Raw genomic sequence first — 25,050 nt, 5'->3', positions numbered from 1 at the left:
GAACAAGATAATGAAGTTAAACGGTGTTTCTTATGCTTACAGGACAGAGGAGTATGCGGAGAAGAGATTTGAAGAAGGGAAGCATTACGGGGTGATAGCGCAGGAAGTAGAGAGGGTGATCCCTGAGATAGTCAAGGAAGGCGCATCTGGAGAAAAGAGTGTTGTCTATACCGAGATGATCCCTCTTCTTATCGAGGCTGTTAAGGAACAGCAGAAGACAATTGAAAAGCAGAGGAAAGAGATGGAAACGCTCAAGTCGAAGATCAACCGGCTGGAGATGAGAGGTCTTGTAGCTGAAGCTATACAGTGAAAGCTTGATTAACAGCGAGATCAGGCTGGATCAGAATCTGAAATGAAAATACTGTATATCTGCGACAAGCTGATAACCTTTATCCTGAATGAGATAATTGAATTAAAAAAGCAGGGCCATGATGTTTTGATCCTGTCGGAAGGTTCCAGGCGGATTCATGATGTTATAACTGAACCGATTTTGCTTAAGAACGGACTCGACAGGACTTATCACAGATTTCACAGATTTGAAAGCAGAAAACAGAAATATCTTTGTTTTGTTCAGACGCTGATAAGCGACTTTTTCACAGGTCCGCTGCGCACCGTCAAGGCCTTCATTTGCGTGCTGAGGAATTATCCTGACCCAAAGTACGGGGTCGCGGACTATCTTGATGTGCGGGTTTTTTTTGATTCGGGAATTGACGTCATTCACTCACCGTTTTCAACGCCCCGGATGATAGACAAGGTCTATTTACTGTCAAAGACACTCGGCGTTCCTTTTACATTATGCTTCAGGGCCCATGATATCTACCATGCCGATAATTCTTATGAAGCGGAAAAAAGAATTGACGCGATCATGAAGGCCTCAAAAATAATTACTATTGCCGACTACAACCGGAGGCATTTAAAAAGCATAACAGCCATGGATGAAAGTGTTGAAATCATTCATAGCGCGATAAACCCCGGATTCTTCAAACCGGAAGATATTGAGAGATCGCCCAATTCGATAATCACGGCAGGAAGGCTGACTGATGAAAAGGGGATAATCTATCTTATTGAAGCCTGCCATATATTAAACAAGCGTAAGATCAGCTATGAATGCACCGTGATCGGTGAGGGGCCTGAAAAAGATAAATACAAAAAACTTGTTGATGAACTGAAAATTCCCGGCATTAAATTTATTGATTTTCTGCCAGCCGGTGAAATTAAAGAACATCTGAATCGTTCCACAGTGTTTGTACTGCCATGCATAATTGCTCCTGACGGGAAAAGAGACATTCTGGCTAATGTCCTGAAAGAGGCGATGGCCATGAGGCTGCCGGTCATAACATCAAATATCTGCGGAATTGAAGAATTGGTGGATGACGGAATAAACGGGATACTGGTGCCTCCTCAGGACCCGGAGGCCATAGCGGATGCTATCGAAAAGGTATTGAAACACCCGGAACTTGGAAGGGCAATGGGCGCGGAAGGCAGAAAGACAATAGAGGAAAAATTTAACATTAAAATTGAGGCCCTGAAATTAGAGAATAATTTCAGTAATGCGGTCAATCACACATGTTCATAGTTTGCGATCCGATAGCCTGGGGAATGGAACACGTTCCCTTTAATTCATCTTTACTGAAAACCATACGCCTTGCGTTTCCTGATGAGGCCGTCTGCTTTTACGGGGAAGAATCTCATCTGCGGTTTGTCCGGGAACAGGCTGGAATTGAACCCGGGGCCGCGGTCATCTGGAGACAATTGCATTTACCGCCAAGGCATTCAAGCTTCTTTCAAAGGCTGCCCGAAGACTTCAGGATTATAAAGTTTCTTGTGAATGAATTAAATTGTGATCCGGCTGCGCGCGTATTGGCGGTCACAGGCAATCCATCCTTATTATGGGCGCTTAAATTTCATACTGGCGCTGCAGGCAAGGACAAAAAGATTCAGGTCATTCTTCACGGGGATTTTTCAAAGTTCCGTTACCGCTCTCTAAGAGAATCCCTGAATCCGATCTTCAGGATCAGCGAGCTGAAGACAGCGTTAAAGATATCCGGCAACAGAGGCATCCAGTACATTGTGCTTGAGGAGGCGGTCCGGGATGCTGTCACAAAGGAACTGCCGTTTTTGCAAGGCAGGATCAGCGTGCTGGACCACCCCATCCCTTCGGACAATCACCCCGTGGAAGCAGATAAATTCGATACGCCGGTCCAGTTCGGATATTTGGGCCGCGTTTCCGGGCATAAAGGATTTCTGAAATACGTTGCCGTCGCCGCTGATATATCAAGACGGTTTCCCGGGCTGGCGGAATTTCACGTTATAGGGATGCTCCCGGAAAGGAGCGACTACTTGATTGTCCCTGAGATCGATTTCTTAAGCACAAAACCCGTTAAGGCGCAACTGACACGAAGTGAATATGTACGCCTCTTGAACAAACTTCACTTTGCCTGCCTGTTCTACGAGAGATACTATGAGCTCAGCGCATCGGGGGTATTAATGGACTGCATAGCATTGGGGAAACCCATAATAGCCACCAGGCTCCCGATCTTTGAAAATCTTGAGAAGCGGTACGGCGACATCGGGTATTTATGCGGCGATAACGAACTGAGTGACTCAATAGGAGCGATACTCAGCGCCGCCGATCACGTGCGTTACAGGCGGCAGGTGTTAAACATGCAGCAGGTAAAGATCTCCAGGACTCCTGAGGCGCTCTCGCGCAGTTATCAGGTGCTTGTTGAAAACGGGCTAAGCGCATGAAGACGCCTTTTTTTTCAGTCATCATTCCGACTTATAACAGGGCTGAATTGCTGCGGGGGGCGGTACGGAGCGTGCTCGATCAGACATTTAAGGATTTCGAGCTGATCGTCATTGATGACCACTCAACTGATAATTCGGCGGAAGCTGCGCGATCATTCCGTGATGACAGGGTCCATCACATTATGAATGACCGCACCGGGGGAAGCGCCGGGGCCAGGAACGCAGGTATTTTCAGGGCAAGAGGGCAATGGATAACGTTCCTGGATGACGACGACGTATGGCTGCCCAAAAAATTAGAGATGCAGTATAAAATGATCCGGAAGATGGACGGGACCTTTGGAATTATTTATGCCGGTTACGCGGAATACGACTTTGAAGCGCAAAAAGAAGTTTCAATTCATCTGCCTGAAAAAGAAGGATGGATCCAGGAAGAATTATTGTATACCAACTGTGTCACGGCCCTCTGTTCGGTGGCAGTCCGGAGAGATATACTTTTGAAAGCCGGCGGATTTGACGAAAGCTTCCCGGCAATAGAAGATTGGGAACTGTACGTGCGGATTGCCGGCGTTACGAAATTCGGCATCCTGAGGGAAAAGCTCGTCCATGTAAGAAGGAATGACAAGGACAGGCTTTCCCTGAATTTCCAGCGCAAACTGGCCGCCGCTCTTCTCTTTCGCAGGAAGCACGATAATCTCTTAAAGAAAAGTCCCAGGCTTTGTCACCGTATCGCAACGATAATCCTGATATGGTCATTGAAATTAAACAATTGGTCTACTGCGCTGGAGGCCTTTCCATGGACCCTCGCGGGAATATTGTTTGACCCCTATAACTTTTGCAAGACCATGAGGGGCGCCGTCTTAATATTTTCCAAATCCAAAAAAATGCGGTGTTAGTGCGCGTTCAGGGAATAGAAAGATGAACATCATTGCCAGAAACCAGTCGGCTGCAATGCCGTTTGTAGTCATCAGCGCAGTAACAGCATCTTTGCTGTATCTGATTTTTATAACCAATGATTTTGAAACCGCAATATATACCCAAATGGGGGTTGTGTCCGGCCTACTGATTTTTACTTTGCTTATGATGAAGCCTTTCTGGGGTCTGATCTTAATCATAGTATTCACTTATTTTGCCCATTTGTTCAGCGTCCCATTTATAGAATCAGTCAATAAAGTAGCCGGCATTCCTGTTGCAATCGGCTGGTTCCTGAAATATTTTGTAAGGGAAAAAACAGTCTTCTTTAAATTAATGGACTACAACGTATTTCTGCTGCTCTTCATCAGCTCCATGATCTTTTCATCGCTTCTGGCACTTGATCCTGTTATAAGCTTCAGGAAGACTTTAATAATCTCCCTCAACATACTAATGATATTTTTCATGCAGGACCTTATAAACAGCAAAGAGAGATTAAATGTTTTTATTATTGCGGTCGCTTTGTCAGCGGGCTTATCGTCTCTGGTGGGCATTATTCAATATATAACCTACCAGACGGGCGCGTCTTTAATCGGCAATGTTCATGTCGGCGAAGAAGACGTAATAAGAGTAAGCGGGTTCGGGAGCGCTAATTCATACGGCCTGTTTTTATTTTCCTGCCTGCCTTTCCTGCTTTTTCTCGCGCAAAATGCGGGAAAGTTTATTTCAAGGCTTCTGTTCGGATGCCTTTTCTTCACAACCCTGATTTGCACAGGGCTTACGATTTCAAGGACCGCAATATTTGGATCAGCCATATTTTTATTGGTTTATTTTTTCATGCATATTAAAGATAAGGCATTTAGCAGGAAACAGCTTGTTTCGTATGTCCTGGTGATAGTTATAATAGCTTTATCAATGTCTTTCTTTCTGTTTGATGTTATCCGCCAGCGGGACCTGACGCTTCATGATTCTTCCAGCCTGGAACGGTATAACGTCCTTGTGAAGAGTCTTTATCTGTTGGTAACTAACCCGGTGTTCGGTATCGGTTTTAATAATATTTCTCTGGAAGATAATCCTGAAGGGATTTCACTTGTCAGTGGAAGAGAGGGACACGATATTGTATCGCTGCTTTTTGTGAGCGTGGGTTTGTTCGGCGGACTGGTATTTATTTTATTGTGTTACAGGGTCTTGAAATACTATTCCAAATCAGGGAAATACTTTTCCATGACAAATGATAAGTATCTTTTGAACCTCAGCGCAAGTTTAAGGGCCGGCTTCATATCAATATTACTGACCGGCTTTGGATCTTCGCCTGCTGATTACAGGCTCTTCTGGATTCATGCGGGACTGGCATGCATATTGTCTCACAGGATAATGAAGGACAAATTCAGCCGGTATAATTATTCGTCGTAAACGTTTCCAATCGAGATGCAGACACCTGATACAAATATACGCGCTGAGTTCTATAAAAATCTTGTGTACCCGGTGTACAAGATAAAATTCGGCCTTAGGTATGGATATCAGGTCATTGAGACATTAAATAAAATTAGCAAGTCACAATGGCTGTCTCATGACGAACTGCTCGAATATCAAACAGCAAAGCTCAGGAGGCTTATAAAGCATGTGTATAGCAGCGTCCGGTATTACAGCGCCGCTATGCGAAACATTGGCCTGAGGCCGGAAGATATCAAAGGCGTTGAAGACTTAAAGTATTTCCCTGTCCTGACCAAGAAAGATATTAAAAATAATTACGACAAGCTGACATCAAATGACAGTCATAAAAGAAAAATCAGCAAGGCCTCAACAGGCGGGACCACGGGAGAGTCTCTTACGGTTTTTCGGGACATGGATACCCTCACCTGGACGGAAGCGGTATTGTTAAGAGGGATGTCGTGGGCCGGGTTTAGCACCGGAGATAAGATCGTAGATTTCTGTTCAGAGGGCCGGCCGAATTTGTTAGGGAAGGTCAGGACAAGACTTGTTAACAGATATTGCTTCCCTGCTTACGCAAAAGAAAACGAGCTGATCCGGCATTTTGAAAAAATTAAATCGGTCCGTCCGTTCGCATTGACCGGGTATGCCTCCAATTTATACCGGATAGCTGCCGTCTGTCATAAACAAAAAATAAACGATGTGAAAATCCCCGTGATCTTTTCAACCGCCGAGATGCTCTACGACCATCAAAGGGACTTCATTGAACAAACGTTTAACGGCAGGGTCTTTGATTACTACGGCTGCAATGAAATAGGATCGCTGGCATATCAGTGTGAGTACGGGAACAAACATATTTCTGATGAACACGTCATCGTTGAAGCTACGAATGCCGGGGGCGTTCCTGTTATGAATGTTCCGGGCGAGATAACAATCACGGACCTGGATAATTATGCCATGCCGTTGATACGGTATAAAAACGGCGATGTCGGCGTTACCGCAACCGGTGCATGTGAGTGCGGAAGAGGATTAAGCACAATTAAAAGCCTGCAGGGCAGGGCGCAGGATTTCCTGAGGGCGGAAGACGGAAACTATGTTCCGTCCATTTTCTTTGCAAACCGTTTCAGGTCCATAAAGGGCATCAGCCAATATCAAATCATTCAGAACGACGCCCGGAATATTACGATGAAGATCGTCAGGAACGACAGCTTCTCAGGAGCGGAACTTACAGGGATGACAGACATTATTAAGGGCGCGATCGGGCAGTCGGTGAATATACGTGTTGAGGAATGCGACAGCATCAATATAACAGGCAGGGGCAAGACAAGGCTGGTCATATCACATGTGCCGGTGGAATTCTAACGTTTCCGCCAGTCAGGCCAAGGGCGATTTCACGTAAGGCGCAGGCATCGTAATGAGAATACTTGTTCTCTCCCATATGTATCCCAACAGGATGTATCCCAACAACGGGATGTTTATCCACAACCAGGCAAAGTACCTTGCAAAGGCTGGATGCGAAGTGATGATAATTTCTCCAGTCCCCTACGCTCCCAGGCTTCTCCGGTTTAAGTCCAGGTGGAAAAAATACGGTATGGTTGCAGGGTTCGATGAGATAGACGGCGTGCCGGTGCATTACCCGCGTTATATTCACCTGCCCGCGCAATGGTATCACGGTTTGTCGTGTTTTGCGATGTACATCGGGATAAACAGGCTTCTTAACTCAATGATAAAATTTTATCAGCCCCATCTGGTCCATGCCCATACCGCGACATATGACGGCTACGTCGGGCTGATGATCAAAAAAAAATTCAATCTCCCGCTTGTTTGCAGCCTCAGAGGCAGCGATATAAATATCTACCCGCACTATGAAAAACTCACAATGCATCTGACCAGGAGAGTCATTTCAGGGGCCGACCGGTTAATAAGCGTAAGCAGCGCATTAAAGAACGCGGCCATGGGCCTTGAAAATCCGGCAAAAGAAATCCAGGTTGTATACAACGGATGCGATTTTAACGATCCCCACGGAAGCGGGGAATTCCGGAAGATGACCAGGAGTAAATTGGGAATTTCCAGTAAAGACACGGTCCTTATTTTTGCAGGCAGCATTGATAAAGATAAAGGCATATTTGAATTAATAAACGCCTTTAAGAAATTAAAACAGAAGAGGGCTGATCTGCATCTCATCCTGTTAGGCGATGGACCGGAAACGGGGGATGTTAAAAAAATATTATTGTCAAATGACCTGGGCAGGAGAATACATTTGACCGGAAGCCGTCCCCACAAAGAGATGTTCCTCTGGCTGAAAGCAGCGGACCTGTTCGTGCTGCCTACTTATTATGAAGGCCTTCCAAATGCAATTCTTGAGGCAATGGCCTGCGGCCTTCCGGTCATTTCGACAAGAGTCGGCGGAATACCTGAAGCAGTCATAGACGGAGAAAGCGGCATTCTTATTAACAGCAAAGATGAGGACGCGTTGCGCAGCGCCATCGAGTTTCTACTTAACAGCAACGGATTGGCCATGGAGATGGGCAGAAACGGCAGGGCCATTATCGAACGGAAGTTCTCATGGCAGAGGAACGCTGAAGAAACGGTCAGGATTTATGAAGACATTATCAACGCGAAAAATTAAGGTTTGTCATCTGACGACCGCGCACGGGCCTTTTGATGACCGGATCTTTCATAAGCAATGCAAATCTCTTTCTAAGGCCGGGCATGAGGTCGCACTGATCGCACAGCATGACAGTGACGAGGTTGTTGACGGGGTCAAAATAATTGCCCTGAAAAAGGCCCGAAACAGGGTCCACCGGATATTGGGCCTGAATGCAATGCTTTTATATAAGGCGCTGAGACAAAAAGCGGACATTTATCACTTCCATGATCCCGAGCTGTTATTCGCCGGGGTGCTCTTGAAAATGCTCACTTTCAAGAAAGTTATTTATGATGTGCATGAGGATTATGAGAAGCAGATCCTGTCCAAATACTGGATCAGTCCGGGATTGAGAAAACCGGTGTCATACCTTGCGGGAGCGATGGAAAAATTTTCATGCAGGTTTTTTGATCGCGTAATTACGGCTGGCTCTTATATCAAGCCCCGGTTTGAGAGGTACGCGCCGGAGGTAATTGCGAACTATCCACCTTTGGATTTTGCCCGTGAAGTAAATAATAAAAGCAACACCGTTCTGAAAGTAATATACGCGGGCGGCCTTTCCAGGGAGCGCGGCATTGATGTCATGCTGGAAGCCATGCAATGCCTGAAAGGCAAAGATATTGAATTACATTTATTGGGCGATACCAGGGACAGCGGGTTGATAGAGCGTATTAAATCATTCAAAAATGTCAAATACCATGGCTGTGTCCCCTGGCAGGAAGTGAGCGGTCATCTTCTTCAGGCGGACATAGGGCTTGCGCTATTTCAGCCTGTTCCGGCGTATCTGCATGTTTCCGGTGAAAATATAATAAAGCTGTTCGAGTATATGATCGCGGGATTGTCTGTTGTTGTTTCAGACTTTCCGAAATTAAAGAAACTGGTCTCAGACATTAATTGCGGCATATCAGTGGACCCTGCCGACCCCGAAAAGATCGCTGCCGCAATCGGGTTTTTATATGATAATGCCGGCCTGAGAAAACAGATGGGGCTGAACGGGAGAAAGGCTGTATTGGAGAAATATAACTGGGACATGGAATGCAAGAAGCTTTTGAATATATATCAAAGTCTGTTCTCAAATAAATTGTCCGCAGAATATATCAAGATAGCTGAATGAACAAGTTTGGTACAAATTATATTAAGAAGCTTTTGCTGCCGCTTGGCGTCTTATGCGCTATTGGGGTCTGGTTTGTTCCATACGGCCTTTTCAGTAATCCATACCTCGCAAAACTTTACACCAGGAGTAATGTCGTGACCGCCATGAATGTTAAAACTTATTTTGCCTTCATTGGAATAATCCTTATTATGCTCAGTTACAAAATGCGCGGCAATGAGAGTGTTATCGAAAGCACCGGCAGATTTACAAACATTAAAGCACTGGACGGCATCAGGAGTTTTGCGGCCCTGTCAATAATCATGTATCATTGGCAGCCGTACAGGTTCCCTGCGACACTTCATCAGAATTATATGTACCTGAATGTTTCATACGGAGATGTGTCGGCAGCCCTGAATAATTTCCTGATATTTATTTTTCAATTCGGGGACCTGGCGTTAGGCGCGTTCGTGATAATAAGTGGTATCGGTCTGTCGATGAACTACTATTGCTCCAAATCGCACGACAAAAAATACTGGATGAAATTTTACCGCAAGAGACTTGCAAGGCTGCTGCCTCTTTTCTGGTCCATACTGGTCATCGCGTATTCACGCGCTTACTTTTCCGGCGAAAAGGTCACATGGCAGGGATTGTTAGGCAACATGTTCATGCTCGGCAACTTTAACCCGCAATGGCGCGAAGAGTTGGGCCTCGTCAACGGCCCCTTATGGTTTGTGCCGTATATCTTCATGCTCTATCTGTTATTCCCGGCCCTGATATGGATGAAAAAAAAACTTGGGAACACACTGTTCGTTATCAGCCTGATAGCCCTTGAAATTGTTTATTGCAATACGTTTGTATGGACCTTGCCGCTAAGCAGGGCAGGGCAGTTCGGCCTCGGAATTGTACTGGGAGACATGTTTACTCGTGACCCGAAAAGATCGCAGGACATTATTGAAGGGCCTCTGCAAACTGTCTTCTGCATCGCCCTTCTAACCGTTTTAGTCAATCTTACCAACGAGGGACTTAGCTACGGACTTACTCATTCAATGATAGAGCTATGCGTCTTTATTACCCTGTGGAATGTATCTGTATTAATAAGCCGGACAGGTTTTTTTGCCAGGCTGTTATCATGGCTCGCCTTTAGTTCTTACGCTGTTTATCTTATCCACCATACGGCAATAAAAAGCATGCCCCAACAGCTCAGAGAGGGGAACAGCGCGGTTTACGGATTGCTGTTTGCATTAATCATATTTATCATCGCGTACATGATAGCCGGTTTAGAGGCCTTTATCAGGGGCAGATTAAAGCAGTCTTTTCAATGGGCATCTCCTGAGAGGATCAATTAAAAAGACAGGCGGAAGCAAGCAATGAAGATAGCGGGATTAAGACAGCAGGACAGGGCGGACTACAACAATCTGGCATTATCCTGCGGAACGATATTCAATTCCCTTGAGTGGGCCGATATTTTCGCGGACAAGGTGACGCCTTACGGTATTTACACTGACAACGACAGGCTTATCGGCGGGTTCATTTTATATAAGGAAAACAGATTCGGTCTTTCCATCTACCGGGACCCCTTATACACTCCCGCCATAGGTCCTTTTCTTAAAATGGACGCTCAAAATCCCGCGACGATCATGAACACCTGGAAGGAAGCGCTGACCCTAATGGCCGATTTCATAGATAAGGTTTCATGTTCCATGGTCTCATGCGCGCTTAACCTGAATGTCACAGACACCCAGCCTTTTATCTGGAAAAAGTTTAAGGTGGTCCCCGCGTATACATATCTGATCGACCTGGCGCAGCCTGTTGACGAGTTGTGGAAGAGACTGTCGAAGGTGAGAAAAAACGAACTGAAAAAAACTGAGAGCGACGGCATAGTTGTGCAAAGGACCGATGATTTCAGGTGCATCAAGGACCTGATCCTTAAAACATTCTCGAGGCAGAACAGGGCCATTGAGGAATATTATCTGGACAGGATCCTGTTTGATTTCTCAAAAGAAAATAACAGCTACGCTTTTATAGCCTACAGGGGCGACCTGCCTGTCGCAGGCACACTCTGCGTGTATTCAAACGGTACCGCGCACGCGCTCGCAGGCGGCTATGACCATGAAAACCGGCATCGCGGGGCCACGGCCTCAGTTGACTGGGCCTGCATAAAACACGCTCATGAGATGGGATTGAAATGTTTTGACCTTGAAGGCTCGATGGCGCCGCAGATCGAAAGGTACTTCAGGGGCTTCGGCGGACAGTTGACGCCCTATTACAGGATAAACAAGGCCAGTCTGCCGCTGGAATTCCTGCTGAAACTGTATCGAAGGGATCTGTTCTAATAAATTATGTCTCTCATTCTCAGAATCGACGTTGACAAGTCATACGGAAGGGCCACTTTCATGCAGAAGGTTGTAAGTAAAATATCTGAATGTTACTGGTTCCCTGCGATTACTTCCCTTGGATATTTGCATGATTTAAAAAAATTCCTTCTCTTTCTTTCAGAGGAAAAAATCAGTGCGCATATTTATTTTCGTAAATCCACCCTTCCGCCCAGGGAGTGGCTGAACAACGGGTTGTTAAAGCCTCACAAGCTTGGTCTTCACGCGGAAGACACGAGGAGCTTTGAGACATTCAAAAAAGAACTGGAGGAGGTCCAGTCTCATTTTGATACATGGAAGTTAAGCTCCTTTACCAAACACGGTTCCGGGAAATGGAAATCCGGCCGCAGCCATTATCCTCCTTACGAGCCATATAAATATTTGCGGTGGGGCAAGGCGCTGGGGATCTCTTTCCTGTTCGGCAATCACGAGGACATCAGCGAATCTCATAAACTTTACGGACGGTATAAATTTTACCCCGGCGCTTTCTGGATAGACAGGCCTGCAACAGATATCAAACGCGTAATAGATATCGCAGGGAAAACAAATCTGGTCGTGCTCATTCATCCCGCCGACTTTCTGGCTGTTAAACAGGTTGAAGAAGGCATGAGGCAGCTTGTCACTGCAGCACGGCAGCAAAACGTATCATGGACAACGCTGTGAGTAATGCATTTTGAAATTTGGTGAAACATGCAGATAAAGGAATTATCTTCAGGGAAAGAACCACTGTGGGACAGTTACGTTGCCCGGCATCCCGGAGCTACTTTTTTCCACCGCTCGGGATGGAAAAAAGTGATAGAGAGATCAACCGGGCATCAGGGACATTATTTGATGGCGTCCGACAATGATCATGTCGCGGGCGTGTATCCCCTGTTTATTCTTTCGACCGGATTATTCGGAACAATGGGTGTCAGTCTTCCATATGTAAATTATGGCGGCATCCTTGCGGACAGCGTGGAAATTGAGAGGCTGCTGATCGAAACGGCTGAAACGGTCGGCAGGGACGCGGGCTGCCGCTATATTGAACTTCGCCAGCGTTTCCCAATGAGATATGAAACGCCTTCTTCCAATCACAAGGTCGCTTCGGTGATCTCTTTATGCGGAGATGCTGAAGAAACGTTCAAAAGACTTCATCAAAATGTGCGAAACAAGATCAGGAAGGCGCAGAAGAACGGGGTCATTGTTCAAAACGGCGCTGAACATCTCGGGGATTTTTATCGTGTATATTCAAGAAACCTCCGCGACCTGGGCACGCCGGTGATTACACAACGGTTCTTTGAATGCATAGCAGAGACTTTTCCTGAACATGTGCGTGTCTATAGGGCGACAAGACAGGGAAAGACCATAGGCGCCAAAGTCGTTTTCATGGATTCAAAGACATGCTATTTTGAATTCTCCGCGTCAGTGCGTGAAAGCTTATGCCATGCGCCTGTACACGCCATGAACTGGGCGGCCATAGAGACCGCAAGCGCTGCGGGCTGCCGGCAAGTTGATCTGGGCCGCAGCACAGCCGAATCTGCGCATTGCAATTTCAAAAAGTATTGGGGAAGTGAGACGCACAACCTGTCAGTTGCATATCAACTGTTAAACTGCGATCAACTTCCCGGATTAAATAAGGAGAACCCTAAGTTCTCATTAGCGATCGCCCTGTGGAAAAGACTTCCGTTATTCATAAGCCGGCTGCTGGGCCCGCCTATTGCGCGCTGTCTGCCTTAAGATTCACGAATCTCACCACATAAGGAGAAATTTATGATTGATGTAGTTATTGCTGCGGCTCTCTTATTTTTGTTATTGCTGCTGATGCCGAAACTGACGACCGGCAGGGTCCTTTATGCAGAGTCATTCGTGCCCAAACTTCAGGTCTACCGTTCTTTAATAGAGAGAGACCTGCGCGGGATTACCGTCAGGATAGAAATTGCCCATAGAAAACTTTACAAGATAAAGATACTGAAACTCTTCAAGCCCGTATTCGACCTGCTGCCGTCAGCGTATAGAGTCAAAACGAACAGGAACGGCTTGTTCTTTTTCTGGGCCTATCCCTTTGACGTCGTTAACGTCACGATCGAAAATGACATGCGTGAAACATTTACGCTGCGCCATAAAGTGAAAGATTTCGCGTCAAAGCCGGTGAATTTCTTCTATGCGATCTTCCATCTATTCTGCCCGGTACTGTTGCATGAAGAATGTATAGAGATCCCGACGACTCTGGGGAAAACATGCGGGTATGCGGACAGGCTAAGTGTTTCACCCGGTGAAGAGCTTTCGCTTATGATCAGCACCAGGGCAAAGACGTTTTCAGTTGAGTTTCTGCGTGCCGGCAGCGAACTGAAAAAAATAAACGGGCGGGACAACATACCGGGAACTTATCAGCGTATTGAAACAAAATTCCCGTCTGCCTTAGGCTGCGGCTGGAAGCCTACCATGCAATACCGGGTCCCCAAAGGTATTTCGAGCGGGTGTTACCTGCTCAAGTTAAACGGCAATGGGAACGGCGACAGTTCTTTTATACCCGTGATCGTAAAACCCGAAAAGCCGGACAACCGGATCGCGGTCATCGCGTCAACCAACACATGGCACGCCTATAATAGCTGGGGCGGGCAAAACTTTTATATCAATTTCACGTCCTTCCCTTCCAAATATGTCTTAAGCACCCAGAGGCCGTTCGATCTGTATGTCAGAAACCATGTGGAAGATACGTGCCAGATAACCAGAGACCATTTACTGGTGGGGGAGAGGTTCGTCTGGTCCTGGCTTGAACGCGAGGGATTTCAATACGACCTGTATTCGGACACCGACCTGCATTCAAAGGACATATTTGAGAAGTATCTCAAGCATTATAAAATTATCCTGCTCAGCACGCACAACGAATACTGGTCCTATGAGATGATCGAACATCTGAAGGAATTTATAAAGGCCGGAGGAAATGTAATATCTCTATCAGGCAACACGATGTACAAAGAGGTGAGCTATCCCGATGAAAACCTGATAGTCCTCGACGGGGCCTATCTCAGGTATCAAGATTTCAGCGAAGAAACCGTCCTGGGGGTGGCGCATGATCTTCGCGGGTTCAAGACGTGGGACGCGTATAAAGTTGTTCAACCGGACCACTGGATTTTCAGCAGCACTGGATTAAAAAACGGCGACCTCATCGGCAAAGACGGATTAAACGTATCGCTCACCGGCAAACCGGGCGCAAGCGGTTGGGAAACAGACAAGATCTATCCTCTCGCTCCTGATGGCACTACGCTGTTGGCAAAAGGTATCAATGAAGGAGACGGAGGCGCTGAAATGGTCATCTATCAGGAAAACGGCGGAGGGAGCGTGTTCTCCGTGGGCTCAATTTCATTCGGCGGAAGCCTCCTGAGCGACAGCCATATTTCACAAATTACAAAGAATGTTGTTGAAAGATTTCTGAAAGCGTAATTGTAATATTGAAATTCTCAGCCCAATGAAAAAAACCTTGAACATCTGGATAGTGAGTCAGTTTGTCAGCACACCTGACCTGCCCGGACAGCAGAGGGCATACCAGTATGCAAAGGCGTTTTCCCTTGAAGGCCATCGCGTGACGCTCTGGAGGTCCAGCTTCAGCCATTGGGGGCGGAAGGAGACTTTAAATGATGAGAGGCCGTTTGCCATTAACACGGACGGCAGCCTGAATATCATGAATATAAAAACCAGGCCTCTCTACTACAGAAATGATCACAGGCGGTTACTCAACATGCTCTCATTCGCGTATGAGTTGTTGAAAATATCCAAAACCTTTCCGGCCCCGGATGTTGTCATAGCTACTTACCCCAGTCCCTTCGCGGCCTTTGCAGCCAATAAGATCGCAGCACGGCATAACGCAAAGTATATTCTGGAGATCGGCGATCTATGGCCGCAGGTATGGATCGAGCGCAAGGCCTTTCCCAGATACCATCCATTTATTGTGCTGTTGTCAGCTTTAGAAAAGTATTTATACAAAAGAACGAGTATCTTTGTCTCGTCGCTTCCTTATGTGAATGAATACCTGAAGGAAAAAGGCGTGGCAGGACATAAATTCGCGTGGGTCCCAAACGGCATTGATCTGGACGATTTCAAGCTGAATGGAGCACACGAAGCACTGCGTGAAGATGTGGGAGATATTTTATATGCAATGCATGAGGATAGGCAAAAGAATGTCATGAGTGTCATCTATGTCGGCGGCATCGGCGTCGGCAACAGGGTTGATTGTATAGTGCAGGCAGCCGGGATATTAAAAGACAAGGGTGAAGATAAGATCTCTTTTCATATCATCGGAGACGGCCATTCCAAAAAAGACATCATGCGATATGTCTCTGACAATAATCTGGATGCTGTTAAGGTATGGCCTCCGGTTGTAAGAAAAGCAGTGCCTCTTATATTGAAACACGCGGACGCCGGCATCTTGTGCCTTCACAATAATCCCGTCTACAGATACGGGGTGAACCTCAACAAGCTTTATGATTATATGGCATCGGGACTCCCTGTAGTTTTCTCCGCTGAAGTTAGAAACAATCTCGTGGAGCATTACAGAACGGGAATTACCGTACCGCCGAGCGACCCCGGCGCGATTGCAGCGGCTTTGCAGAGGATCAAGGCAATGGCCCCGGACGAAAGAAGCCTCATGGGGAAAAGAGGACATCAGGGCATAGCGGAAGATTACGACGTACAAAAGTTATCAAAAAGATATCTGGAATTCATAGAGAGCTAAGTGTTAGTTAGAGTCTGTCCATAAACTGACTTCTATTATTTTCGTCATGCCCGAAGTTAGTAATCGGGCATCCAGAAATAATCAAACAAACTGGATTCCCGCTCAACATACTTCGGGAATGACAATTCAATGAATGAGTCTATGGACAACACAATAGTTAGAATGACGCAGGCGGACAGCACAATCAGGAACTGCATCTCCATTGATGTGGAAGGTTTTGTCGAGTCGAATTTGCAGAGTTTCCCGATAGAAAATAAATATATTTCAAAGTCACGGGAGAAGTACGAGATAGAAAAAAACATTGAATCCGTTTTGTCCCTTTTGGATGAGCATGACATAAAGGGCACTTTTTTCTTATTGGGCAGGATTGGCCGGGATATCCCCGGGGTTGTCAAAAAGACTGCAGAATGCGGACACGAGATCGCGTGTCATTCGTATGAGCATGTACGCCTCTTTGGATTAACGCGGCAGGAGTTCAAAGAGAACATGATATCCGCAAAAAAAATACTTGAGGACGTTTCGGGGAAGGAAGTCTGCGGGTTCCGCGCCCCTGAATTTTCAATAACAAAAACGACCCTGTGGGCTTTGGACACTCTGAGAGAAACCGGGTTTTTGTATGATTCGAGCGTCTATCCGACAGGGCTTCATGATGTGTACGGGATGAAAGATGCCGAGCCTTTTATTTTTAAATTTCCTAACGGGCTACTGGAATTCCCTTTGCCGATAGTTGATCTGTTCAGCCTGCGTTTTCCATTTGGCGGCGGCGGATACTTCAGGTTATACCCACTGCTATTCACAAAATATTTTATCCGGCAAATAAACCGGGGCGGGCACCCGTGCATGCTTTATATTCATCCCTATGAGATCGGCCCTGAAATTCCATATCTGCCGGAAATTTCGTATTACCGGAGATTCAGGCATTATTACAACTGCAAAAACGGCGGCGAAAGATTAAGGGAAATGTTCCGGTCATTTCGCTTTGCTCCGGCAGTCGAGCTTTTAAAAGAAAGAAACCTGTTGTCATAAGAACAAATCTCTTTATGGTTTCCCCGGACAAATATAAATGGCTGATAGTTACCTCGGCTGATCTGCCCGAAGCATATTATCTGGCAAGGTTTCTAATGAATAATTCTCAGCGGACGGCAATCCTTAACATAAAGGACAGAACATTCAGGCAAAAAATAACTGTTCTGAAAAAGCTGGCCGTAAAACGCGGGCTTTTGTATATGCTTGATTTCTTCCTTGCGCGATTATTAAGGAAGTATTATCAAAAACCTTGCGCTATGCCATTTCCCGAAATAACTGAAAGTGTGATCCATGATATCAGGGCCAACAATCTGTGTTACGACTGCGCGGACCCTCACGGTAATGAAGCCCTTGCTTTTGTAAAAAATTATGCGCCGGATTATATGCTGGTTTCAGGAGCGCCGGTATTAAGGCCTGCCCTGTTCGGGCTCGCAAAATATGGCGCTGTAAATTGGCACCACGGGCTTTCACCCGGATATCGCGGGTCGGACTGCGAGCTCTGGCCGATGGCACGGAAGGATTTTGACAATATCGGATTCACAATCCATTTTGTCTCGGAACGCGTGGATGGAGGCGGGATAATACTTCAGCGGAAAGTCGCTCTGAGGAAAGACCACGGATTTTCCGAAGCGCTGGCGTACATAAATTTCAGGGGGATGGAAGGGTATATCGAGGTTGTGCGCGATTTGATGTCAGGCAGTAAGATCATCTCAATAGAGCAGGAAAAAGGCGGGGCGCATTACCCTCCTGCGGGGTTGAGTGCCATCAGGCGCGCCTGTAAGAACTACAAGGAATTTAAAAGAAGCCTGAGTGAAGATGTCACGGTCAGTCATGAGAGCGTTTGATTTTATCATTGCCTTAGCCGGCATATTAATTCTTTCACCTCTTTTTATTATTGCCGTAGTTCTCGTCAAGATGTCGTCTCCGGGCCCTGTTATATTTTCGCAGGAGAGGGTCGGACTTCACGGCCGTAAATTCCGTTTGTATAAATTCCGTTCAATGGTCATTAACGCTGAAAAGATCGGGACCTCGGTGACAACAGACAGAGATCCGCGCATTACAAAAATCGGGAGGATTTTGCGCAAGACAAAATTGGATGAACTGCCCCAACTGTTTAATGTCCTGGAGGGTGACATGAGTTTTGTCGGTCCCCGTCCCGATGTCCCGGAAATAGTAAGCAACTACAACATGGAAATGAGAAGGATACTGGAAGTACGTCCCGGCATCACAAGCAATGCCACATTGTATCTGAGGAATGAGGAAGATCTGCTTTCGCTTGCGAACGATCCCGACAGGACATACGAAGAGATGTTCGTCCCGGCAAAGGTGAAGCTCGCTATGGAGCACATTGAGAAGGGGTCCTTCATTTTTGATTTCGCTGTACTCATAAAGACTGTTTGGGCCCTTACCGGCGGCAGGATTTGGCCCATAAAAGAGCATCCGGAGGTCGTCAAATTAAGAGAACGATTACTAAACATAAACCAGCAGCGCATCAGTATGACAAGGAAAGGCAAAGGGGATAATGAGAGTTGAATCTTTTAAAGACCTGGACGCATGGAAGCTCAGCAGGGAGATCAAGAAGAAAGTTTTCGATCTGATAAAGGCATTTCCCGATAATGATGATTACAGCCTCAAAGACAGGTTGATCAAGGCATCTATTTCCGTGACATCAAATATTGCGGAGGGGTTTGGCAGGCATCGCTATCAGGAAAATATTCAGTATTGCAGAAAGGCAAGAGGTTCCCTGAACGAGGTCATTGATCATCTGATCACTGCTTACGACTTCGGCTATCTTGATGAACAAAATTTAAACGAAATGAAGAACGAGATCAGCAAGAACATAAGGGTGCTGAACACGTACATATCGTTGATGGAGAGAAAAGAAAAAAGGACCAACAATAAGTACATTTATTAAATCTATTTTATAAGGAGGCAGACCATGATACCGATAATAAAACCTACTCTAATCGATTTCAATGAAATCAAAAAAGAATTTCGCGAGGTCTGGGAATCAGGAAAGGTTACGGTTTCCAAATATACGAACTTGTTTGAAGAAGAAGTAAAGAAGACTCTTGGGGTCAGGAACGTTATTGCAGTCTCAAGCTGTACATCAGGACTTATCCTCGCCATAAAAGCGCTGGAACTAAAGGGCGAGGTGATCCTGCCGTCTTTTACTTTTGCCGCGACTGCGCATGCGCTTGTGTGGAATAATATTACCCCGGTCTTTTGTGATTCTGAGACAGGCACGTATAATATCGACGCGAGTAAAATTGAACCATTGATAACCGGCAAAACCTCCGCGATCATGCCGGTTTATATCTTCGGGGTGCCGCCGAAAATTTATGAGCTGGAAAGGATTGCGTCAAAACATCATTTAAAGCTCATATTTGATTCCGCGCAGGGTTTAGGTTCTAAATATAAGGGGAAATTTGCAGGCGGTTTCGGAGACGTTGAAGTCTTTAGTCTGAGTCCTACAAAAGTGGTTTCTTCAATTGAGGGAGGACTCATTACCACAAACAACGATAAGCTGGCCGGGAAGATCAGGCAAATGCGGGATTACGGCAAGAGCCTCGATGGAGAGGACATGGACTTTGTCGGATTAAGCGCGCGGATAAGCGAGTTTCATTCAATCATTGGATTGAAGAATTTCATGAAGGTGAAACAACTGATAGAAAAACGGTCATATCTTATAAGACTGTACAAAAATCATTTAAAAGACGTCAGGGGAATATCTTTCCAGAGTGTCCCGGAGGACTGCAAATCAACGGGTAATTATATGGTTGTTTTTGTTGATGAAAAGAATGCCCTGTCTACAAGAAATGAGATATATGAATTCCTGAAAGAAAACGGGATACAGACAAAGAAGTATTTTTATCCTGCGCTTCATATGCAAACTGCGTATATGAAATACAGGAAGACATATCAGGGTAAGCTGCAGGTTGCGGAAAGGGCGGCAGATGAAGGGCTTGCCCTGCCGCTTTACAGTCATATGGCTGAAGGTGACGTTCAGAAAATATGCAGCAAGGTAAAAGAAGTTCTCAGTTGGCGGCAAAAATACTCGCTAATGAGTGTTGCCCAGGCGAAGAAGATAAAAGAAATTGAGAAGGAAAATGCCAGGCTGAAAAGATTGGCGGCCAATCTCTCATTTGACAAAACCATACTGAACGAAATTAATCAGGTAGCGCTTCTGAAGCCGGAAAAGGGGATCTCAGGAAGACAGTGATTCAAGCATGCCATGGGCCAGGCTTTAAGGATGGTCCGCAAAAGCAGTCTAAAGCCTGTTTTCTTTTTTATTGAAAACAGGCTTTTTTGTAGAAGCGTCTCTTTTAAATTATATTCAGTGCAGGAAATACCATACATTTTTGAATTCACGTGAAACCGAATTAAATTTCATGTTTTGTTATAAATCAACAGGTAACAGAATACCGCATGGTTTAGCATATCTTTTGCTTTAATAAGTTTTGGCCCATGGGATCTAACAGTTTTGAGGAAATAGCAGAGACAATTATCTGGAGTGATTCGGGTCACAATCTTTTTTATTGAATGTATATATGATACTTTTGTGAAGACACTATATAAGTGTTTAATTCTTGAAAATTTACATAGAGGTAAAGATGAAGGCAACTAAATGTAAGAAAATGATTTCGTTAATGATTTGTTTTTTGTCTCTTATGACAGGCGCGGTCTCCCTGGCTTATGCGGAATTGATGAAGGTAACCGACAATTATCGCATTTCGCATCCGGCCCATTCTATGACTGATGTATATAATGGAGATGAGGACAGTCCATGGAACCAGGACGGAACCAGAATAATATTGTATGAAAACGGATCAAATCATCCAAGTTATCCAACTGCAAGAAGCGGCAAGGGTCTGGTGTGGGGCAAGATAGCTGAATTGAAAGCAAACGCGAACGGAGCAGTGGCTGCGTGGGAAGCCGTTGCGCATCCGCTTGGAACTTATCCCTCAACCTTCGGTAATCATGCCACCTGGAGCAGGCTGCCGGGTGAAACAAACATTATATATGCTGTTGACAGGACGAGGAAGGCGCTTGTCAGGCTCGACACTGATACAGGAATTGCCGCTGATGTTGTATCTGTCGATAGCGGCGGCTCTCAACTTGACCTCGGAACACAAGGCTGGACATCGGACAGTCCTCCACGATTAATTATCGCGTTTGCATGGGGTAATTGGTCAGGAGGGTTTTATGAAATGTCCGGGCTTCCTTCATCTCCGGTGAAAGTTTTTCGCAGCGATTGGCCTGGCTTATGCACAGCGGATAATGACAGATACCCGTCATTTCTTCCCAGAAGCATACATGAAAGCAGGAGCCCTGACAGGCAGTACCGCAACAGGTACAGCGCCAGCAACGCGGGCAATGACGGCATTTATATTAATTCCGGGGCAAATTGCAATATAAATCAAACTACCGGTTTTGATAAAGACTATCCGGATAAAGGCAATGCAGCTTACCTGACCCACATTTCATGGAGAGTAAACGAGTGGTTTGTAGGGGCAAATTCAGGCGACAGCGCATTCGATGGTTATAGCAAACTGCTTAATGCGACGCCGCGTATGGACACTTATACGCTGGAACAAGTTTTCTTTGACAGGAATACACATGCGATTACGCATAATCAGTTGCTATCAGTCAGCAGTTCAGCCTTCAGGCTGACAACTGTGCCGGGATATGGCGGTGATATGAACTATCAGGGAGGCATACCAAGTCCTACTGTTAAAAGTGACGGGCGTCAGCTGCATTATATGGGAACAGGGGGGAAGTGGTCCCAGGAAGATAAAGCCTGGTGCGATTACATGGGCAATCCTTCTCCCTGCCTGCAAATTCAGGCGGACTACGCGATGTACGCAGTTTTTTTGGCCGACCTCGCCCCTGTTTCAGGCGGGAATGATACTCAGTCCCCCACTGCGCCAGCGGGGGTAACAGCCACAGCCGTCTCAGGGAATCAGATTGATTTGTCCTGGAGCGCATCAACTGATAATGTAGGGGTGTCAGGCTACAGAATATATAGAGAGGGAGTTAAGGTAGCCACGACAACAAATACAAACTACTCTGATACCGGCCTTGCGCTATCAACGACATACAGCTATCAAGTCTCGGCTTATGACGCTGCAAATAATGAATCAGCAAAGTCAGCGCCGTCATCCGCAACAACAAGGTCATCAAGCGGACTTGCAGCTTTTACAATATTAAAAACCACCACACTTCCCAGAATTGACGGCAATCTTTCAGAATATTCATCAGCCAACCCTGTAACTTTTGCTCCCGCATCCGGAGGTAATACCGTAACAGTCAAAGCCCTCTGGGACACCGAGGCCCTTTATATTGGCATCAATGTTACAGACTCTCATCTGGACGCTTCATCTGTTTTAAGAGACGGCAGCGTATGGAACGATGATTCCATGGAATGGTTCATAGACAAACTGAATGATAAAGGCGGCTCTGCCAATCCTAATTCCGCCTATATGCTTCCGGATGATTACCACGGCATAGTGAACATCTTAAATACGCAATTTGACTCTCAGGGAACCGTCTCTGGCTCTCCATCGGGTTCATGGGACGGAAACTGGCAGTCAGTCGTGATGCGTAACATCACCAATAACAACTTCAGCGGCTATAATGTAGAAATCAAGATACCATGGGCATCCATCGGTTACGTAGCAGCTCCTGCTGACAATACTGTTATAGGCATGAGTTTTGTAGTTAATGATAAAGATGCATCCTCATCAGCGCATCTGATGTGGCCTAATCTTGCCAATGTTGCTTTTGAAAATGCGTCGAATTGGCAGAATGTTTTACTTTCGGTGGAAACAGCGTTGCCTAAGACCGCACTAAATCCGCCGAAGTTATTGAGATTTGCCAATTAACCGTTAGAGGCAAATGCGACGCAAACGTTTGCTGAACCTGCCATTTATTTAAAGGACGTATGGGTTATCCTGTACGTCCTTTTTTATTGCCTTGTGAAAAGTTTTATCGTAAGAGATCGTCGATTTGAATTCTTCTGTCTTCTTGAATAAACTAAAACTAAAGGCTAAAATAGGTGCGAAAATATATAGCAAAATAATTACTCTCTTGTCCTTAAAATAGTGCAGCAAAATTGAGCAGAATATTTCCAATAGGACAAATAATGCAAAATGATGAATTGTCGTTAACTCTTAACAATATTATTTGGAGGTAGGATGTCTAAAACATATAACATTGCTGTAATACCCGGAGACGGAACAGGCCCGGAGGTTATAGCAGAAGGTATTAAGGTGCTGAACGCCGCTGCCGAAAGATTTAGTTTCAAACTAAATCTGACTTACTTTGATTTCGGGGGAGAGCGATATCTCAAGACCGGCGAAACCTTGCCTGACGGCGCAATCAATGAACTCAAGAAATATGATGCGATGTATCTCGGCGCTATCGGACATCCTGATGTTAAGCCAGGAATTCTTGAAAAGGGAATTCTTTTAAGGCTCAGGTTTGAACTGGACCAGTATATAAACTTAAGGCCGGTAAAACTTTATCCAGGCGTTGATTGTCCTCTAAAGGACAAAAATCCGGAGCACATTGATTTTGTTGTCATACGTGAAAATACCGAAGGACTCTACGTAGGCGCAGGTGGCGTGCTGAAAAAAGGCACTCCTGACGAAGTGGCTGTGCAGGAATCCATCAATACAAGAAAAGGGGTGGAGCGTTGCATCCGCTTTGCCTTCGAGTATTGCAAGAAAAGAAAGAAGATGAACAAGCTCACTCTCTGCGGAAAAACAAATGTGCTGACATTTGCCTTTGATCTATGGGAGAGGACCTTTTATGAAGTGGCAAAAGAGTATCCTGATGTTAAGCCGGATTATGCTCATGTCGATGCAATCACCATGTGGTTTGTAAAAAATCCTGAATGGTTTGACGTTATAGTAACGGACAACATGTTCGGCGATATTATCACAGATCTAGGCGCCATGATTCAGGGTGGAATGGGGATTGCCGCTGGTGGAAATTTAAATCCGCAAGGTGTTTCTATGTTTGAGCCAATCGGCGGCTCTGCACCCAAATACAAAGGGAAGAATATGATAAATCCTCTTGCTGCTATCTGTGCCGGGGGGATGATGCTTGAGCACCTTGGCGAAGAACGCGCGGGGAATGCAGTTGAAGATGCTTCAATGAAGGTTACGGGTAACCATTTAAAAAGCCTTGCGGCAGGGCAAATGGAGCTTACGACTTCGGAAGTTGGAGACCTTGTCGCAAAGTATGTTACGGAAACGGAATAAGATACAAGAAGATTTTTGAAATAGTGAAATAATGAGATTTCATCCGATAAGTATTGTTATTACCTGAAAATTAATTGTATTTCTCATTTTTCAGGTTTTACTGAATAATTGCTTTATGATATAAATAGTAGTCCAAAGTTTGGAACCTTGGAAGAAGTTGAACGGCCACAAGAGTAGCAAGGCCTATATTAATCTTTGAAATCATGCTAAAATAAGTTTAGAAGCCTAAACCTAAGGTTGATAGAATTAAGGGATACGCTTTCAAGATCAAAGAGAGTGTGAAGTATAAATGTGATATGCAAGCTCTCCTTAAAATGAGGAAGTGGTATACATTTAACAGGCTGTAACGTTCCCTAAGAAAAGTTCACGCCTTGAGGCATCTATCTGTTCTTTGATAATCAAAAGTAGGTCCGCAGTCAATTATTTATTTGAGAGTTTGATTCTGGCTCAGAACGAACGCTGGCGGCGCGCCTAACACATGCAAGTCGAACGGGGCTATTATGAAGTAGCAATACGGATTGATAGCTTAGTGGCGAACGGGTGAGTAATACATAGGTAACCTGCCCTCAGGTTTGGGATACTCCCGAGAAATCGGGCACAATACCAAATATGACTCCGAGGTGAAATGCCATGGGGTAAAAGCTGCGAGCAATCGTGGCACCTAAGGAGGGGCCTGTGCCCTATCAGCTTGTTGGTGAGGTAACGGCTCACCAAGGCTAAGACGGGTAGCCGGACTGAGAGGTCGATCGGCCACACTGGAACTGAGACACGGTCCAGACTCCTACGGGAGGCAGCAGTGGGGAATTTTGCGCAATGGGCGAAAGCCTGACGCAGCGACGCCGCGT

21 protein-coding genes and 1 rRNA gene are annotated in these 25,050 nt (G+C 45.7%); all 22 read left to right on the top strand.

The annotated features are described in order from the left end of the window. Nucleotides 1–310: tail fiber domain-containing protein (locus tag HZB61_03185; protein ID MBI5055606.1), on the top strand; the 310-nt coding region annotated here is incomplete at its 5' end. A gap of 42 nt (nucleotides 311–352) precedes the next feature. Continuing rightward, a complete protein-coding gene (locus HZB61_03180; protein ID MBI5055605.1) occupies nucleotides 353–1,576 on the top strand; it encodes a glycosyltransferase family 4 protein in 1,224 nt (407 codons plus the stop codon). Next, nucleotides 1,567–2,748: a glycosyltransferase gene (locus HZB61_03175; GenBank protein ID MBI5055604.1), complete on the top strand. Its 1,182-nt coding sequence runs from the start codon at nucleotides 1,567–1,569 to the stop codon at nucleotides 2,746–2,748. The genes HZB61_03180 and HZB61_03175 overlap by 10 nt, the downstream gene beginning before the upstream one ends. Further along, nucleotides 2,745–3,641: a glycosyltransferase family 2 protein gene (locus tag HZB61_03170; protein ID MBI5055603.1), complete on the top strand. Its 897-nt coding sequence runs from the start codon at nucleotides 2,745–2,747 to the stop codon at nucleotides 3,639–3,641. The genes HZB61_03175 and HZB61_03170 overlap by 4 nt, the downstream gene beginning before the upstream one ends. Before the next feature lie 22 nt (nucleotides 3,642–3,663). Then, nucleotides 3,664–5,070 (top strand): O-antigen ligase family protein, encoded by a 1,407-nt coding sequence (locus HZB61_03165; protein ID MBI5055602.1) that lies wholly within the window; start codon nucleotides 3,664–3,666, stop codon nucleotides 5,068–5,070. Nucleotides 5,071–5,142: 72 nt separating this feature from the next. After that, nucleotides 5,143–6,450, top strand: a complete 1,308-nt coding sequence (locus tag HZB61_03160) for a phenylacetate--CoA ligase family protein (protein ID MBI5055601.1) — start codon at nucleotides 5,143–5,145, stop codon at nucleotides 6,448–6,450. Between the two features lie 52 nt (nucleotides 6,451–6,502). Then, nucleotides 6,503–7,717 (top strand): glycosyltransferase family 4 protein, encoded by a 1,215-nt coding sequence (locus HZB61_03155; GenBank protein ID MBI5055600.1) that lies wholly within the window; start codon nucleotides 6,503–6,505, stop codon nucleotides 7,715–7,717. After that, on the top strand, nucleotides 7,689–8,849 hold the full coding sequence (locus HZB61_03150) for a glycosyltransferase family 4 protein (protein ID MBI5055599.1): 1,161 nt from the start codon (nucleotides 7,689–7,691) through the stop codon (nucleotides 8,847–8,849). Before HZB61_03155 ends, HZB61_03150 begins: the two co-directional genes overlap by 29 nt. Further along, nucleotides 8,846–10,174, top strand: coding sequence for an acyltransferase (locus HZB61_03145; protein MBI5055598.1), 1,329 nt, complete (start codon nucleotides 8,846–8,848; stop codon nucleotides 10,172–10,174). The genes HZB61_03150 and HZB61_03145 overlap by 4 nt, the downstream gene beginning before the upstream one ends. Before the next feature lie 21 nt (nucleotides 10,175–10,195). Next, on the top strand, nucleotides 10,196–11,161 hold the full coding sequence (locus HZB61_03140; protein ID MBI5055597.1) for a GNAT family N-acetyltransferase: 966 nt from the start codon (nucleotides 10,196–10,198) through the stop codon (nucleotides 11,159–11,161). A gap of 6 nt (nucleotides 11,162–11,167) precedes the next feature. Then, nucleotides 11,168–11,863: a hypothetical protein gene (locus tag HZB61_03135; GenBank protein ID MBI5055596.1), complete on the top strand. Its 696-nt coding sequence runs from the start codon at nucleotides 11,168–11,170 to the stop codon at nucleotides 11,861–11,863. 27 nt (nucleotides 11,864–11,890) lie between these two features. Continuing rightward, entirely contained in the window at nucleotides 11,891–12,916 is a 1,026-nt protein-coding gene (locus tag HZB61_03130; protein ID MBI5055595.1) for a FemAB family PEP-CTERM system-associated protein, read from the top strand. Nucleotides 12,917–12,949: 33 nt separating this feature from the next. Then, nucleotides 12,950–14,623: a hypothetical protein gene (locus HZB61_03125; GenBank protein ID MBI5055594.1), complete on the top strand. Its 1,674-nt coding sequence runs from the start codon at nucleotides 12,950–12,952 to the stop codon at nucleotides 14,621–14,623. Between the two features lie 25 nt (nucleotides 14,624–14,648). After that, nucleotides 14,649–15,911 (top strand): glycosyltransferase family 4 protein, encoded by a 1,263-nt coding sequence (locus HZB61_03120; GenBank protein ID MBI5055593.1) that lies wholly within the window; start codon nucleotides 14,649–14,651, stop codon nucleotides 15,909–15,911. 141 nt (nucleotides 15,912–16,052) lie between these two features. Further along, nucleotides 16,053–16,937: a DUF3473 domain-containing protein gene (locus HZB61_03115; GenBank protein MBI5055592.1), complete on the top strand. Its 885-nt coding sequence runs from the start codon at nucleotides 16,053–16,055 to the stop codon at nucleotides 16,935–16,937. A 14-nt stretch (nucleotides 16,938–16,951) separates the two neighbouring features. Further along, a complete protein-coding gene (locus HZB61_03110) occupies nucleotides 16,952–17,782 on the top strand; it encodes a hypothetical protein (protein MBI5055591.1) in 831 nt (276 codons plus the stop codon). Next, nucleotides 17,754–18,470 carry a sugar transferase gene (locus HZB61_03105; GenBank protein ID MBI5055590.1) on the top strand — a complete coding sequence of 239 codons (717 nt, stop codon included), beginning with the start codon at nucleotides 17,754–17,756 and terminating at the stop codon, nucleotides 18,468–18,470. Before HZB61_03110 ends, HZB61_03105 begins: the two co-directional genes overlap by 29 nt. Continuing rightward, nucleotides 18,460–18,852, top strand: a complete 393-nt coding sequence (locus HZB61_03100; protein MBI5055589.1) for a four helix bundle protein — start codon at nucleotides 18,460–18,462, stop codon at nucleotides 18,850–18,852. Before HZB61_03105 ends, HZB61_03100 begins: the two co-directional genes overlap by 11 nt. 24 nt (nucleotides 18,853–18,876) lie before the next feature. Continuing rightward, nucleotides 18,877–20,160, top strand: coding sequence for a DegT/DnrJ/EryC1/StrS family aminotransferase (locus tag HZB61_03095; protein ID MBI5055588.1), 1,284 nt, complete (start codon nucleotides 18,877–18,879; stop codon nucleotides 20,158–20,160). A gap of 391 nt (nucleotides 20,161–20,551) precedes the next feature. Further along, on the top strand, nucleotides 20,552–22,822 hold the full coding sequence (locus tag HZB61_03090) for a hypothetical protein (protein ID MBI5055587.1): 2,271 nt from the start codon (nucleotides 20,552–20,554) through the stop codon (nucleotides 22,820–22,822). Nucleotides 22,823–23,134: 312 nt separating this feature from the next. Further along, nucleotides 23,135–24,205: a 3-isopropylmalate dehydrogenase gene (locus tag HZB61_03085; GenBank protein MBI5055586.1), complete on the top strand. Its 1,071-nt coding sequence runs from the start codon at nucleotides 23,135–23,137 to the stop codon at nucleotides 24,203–24,205. Nucleotides 24,206–24,633: 428 nt separating this feature from the next. Further along, nucleotides 24,634–25,050 (top strand): 16S ribosomal RNA (locus tag HZB61_03080); the annotation flags it as partial.

Source organism: Nitrospirota bacterium (assembly GCA_016214845.1).
Classification (GTDB): Bacteria; Nitrospirota; Thermodesulfovibrionia; order UBA6902; family UBA6902; genus SURF-23.
The sequence above is the reverse complement of the archived record's forward strand: the minus strand, read 5'-3'. Positions and strand labels throughout refer to the sequence as shown.

Coding starts and splice junctions, on each gene's coding strand:
- HZB61_03110 (MBI5055591.1), top strand. CDS start 16,952: ATGGTTTCCCCGGACAAATATAAATGGCTGATAGTTACCTCGGCTGAT.
- HZB61_03115 (MBI5055592.1), top strand. CDS start 16,053: ATGGACAACACAATAGTTAGAATGACGCAGGCGGACAGCACAATCAGG.
- HZB61_03135 (MBI5055596.1), top strand. CDS start 11,168: ATGTCTCTCATTCTCAGAATCGACGTTGACAAGTCATACGGAAGGGCC.
- HZB61_03175 (MBI5055604.1), top strand. CDS start 1,567: ATGTTCATAGTTTGCGATCCGATAGCCTGGGGAATGGAACACGTTCCC.
- HZB61_03170 (MBI5055603.1), top strand. CDS start 2,745: ATGAAGACGCCTTTTTTTTCAGTCATCATTCCGACTTATAACAGGGCT.
- HZB61_03095 (MBI5055588.1), top strand. CDS start 18,877: ATGATACCGATAATAAAACCTACTCTAATCGATTTCAATGAAATCAAA.
- HZB61_03180 (MBI5055605.1), top strand. CDS start 353: ATGAAAATACTGTATATCTGCGACAAGCTGATAACCTTTATCCTGAAT.
- HZB61_03125 (MBI5055594.1), top strand. CDS start 12,950: ATGATTGATGTAGTTATTGCTGCGGCTCTCTTATTTTTGTTATTGCTG.
- HZB61_03130 (MBI5055595.1), top strand. CDS start 11,891: ATGCAGATAAAGGAATTATCTTCAGGGAAAGAACCACTGTGGGACAGT.
- HZB61_03145 (MBI5055598.1), top strand. CDS start 8,846: ATGAACAAGTTTGGTACAAATTATATTAAGAAGCTTTTGCTGCCGCTT.
- HZB61_03105 (MBI5055590.1), top strand. CDS start 17,754: ATGTCACGGTCAGTCATGAGAGCGTTTGATTTTATCATTGCCTTAGCC.
- HZB61_03090 (MBI5055587.1), top strand. CDS start 20,552: ATGAAGGCAACTAAATGTAAGAAAATGATTTCGTTAATGATTTGTTTT.
- HZB61_03140 (MBI5055597.1), top strand. CDS start 10,196: ATGAAGATAGCGGGATTAAGACAGCAGGACAGGGCGGACTACAACAAT.
- HZB61_03165 (MBI5055602.1), top strand. CDS start 3,664: ATGAACATCATTGCCAGAAACCAGTCGGCTGCAATGCCGTTTGTAGTC.
- HZB61_03155 (MBI5055600.1), top strand. CDS start 6,503: ATGAGAATACTTGTTCTCTCCCATATGTATCCCAACAGGATGTATCCC.
- HZB61_03150 (MBI5055599.1), top strand. CDS start 7,689: ATGAAGACATTATCAACGCGAAAAATTAAGGTTTGTCATCTGACGACC.
- HZB61_03085 (MBI5055586.1), top strand. CDS start 23,135: ATGTCTAAAACATATAACATTGCTGTAATACCCGGAGACGGAACAGGC.
- HZB61_03120 (MBI5055593.1), top strand. CDS start 14,649: ATGAAAAAAACCTTGAACATCTGGATAGTGAGTCAGTTTGTCAGCACA.
- HZB61_03100 (MBI5055589.1), top strand. CDS start 18,460: ATGAGAGTTGAATCTTTTAAAGACCTGGACGCATGGAAGCTCAGCAGG.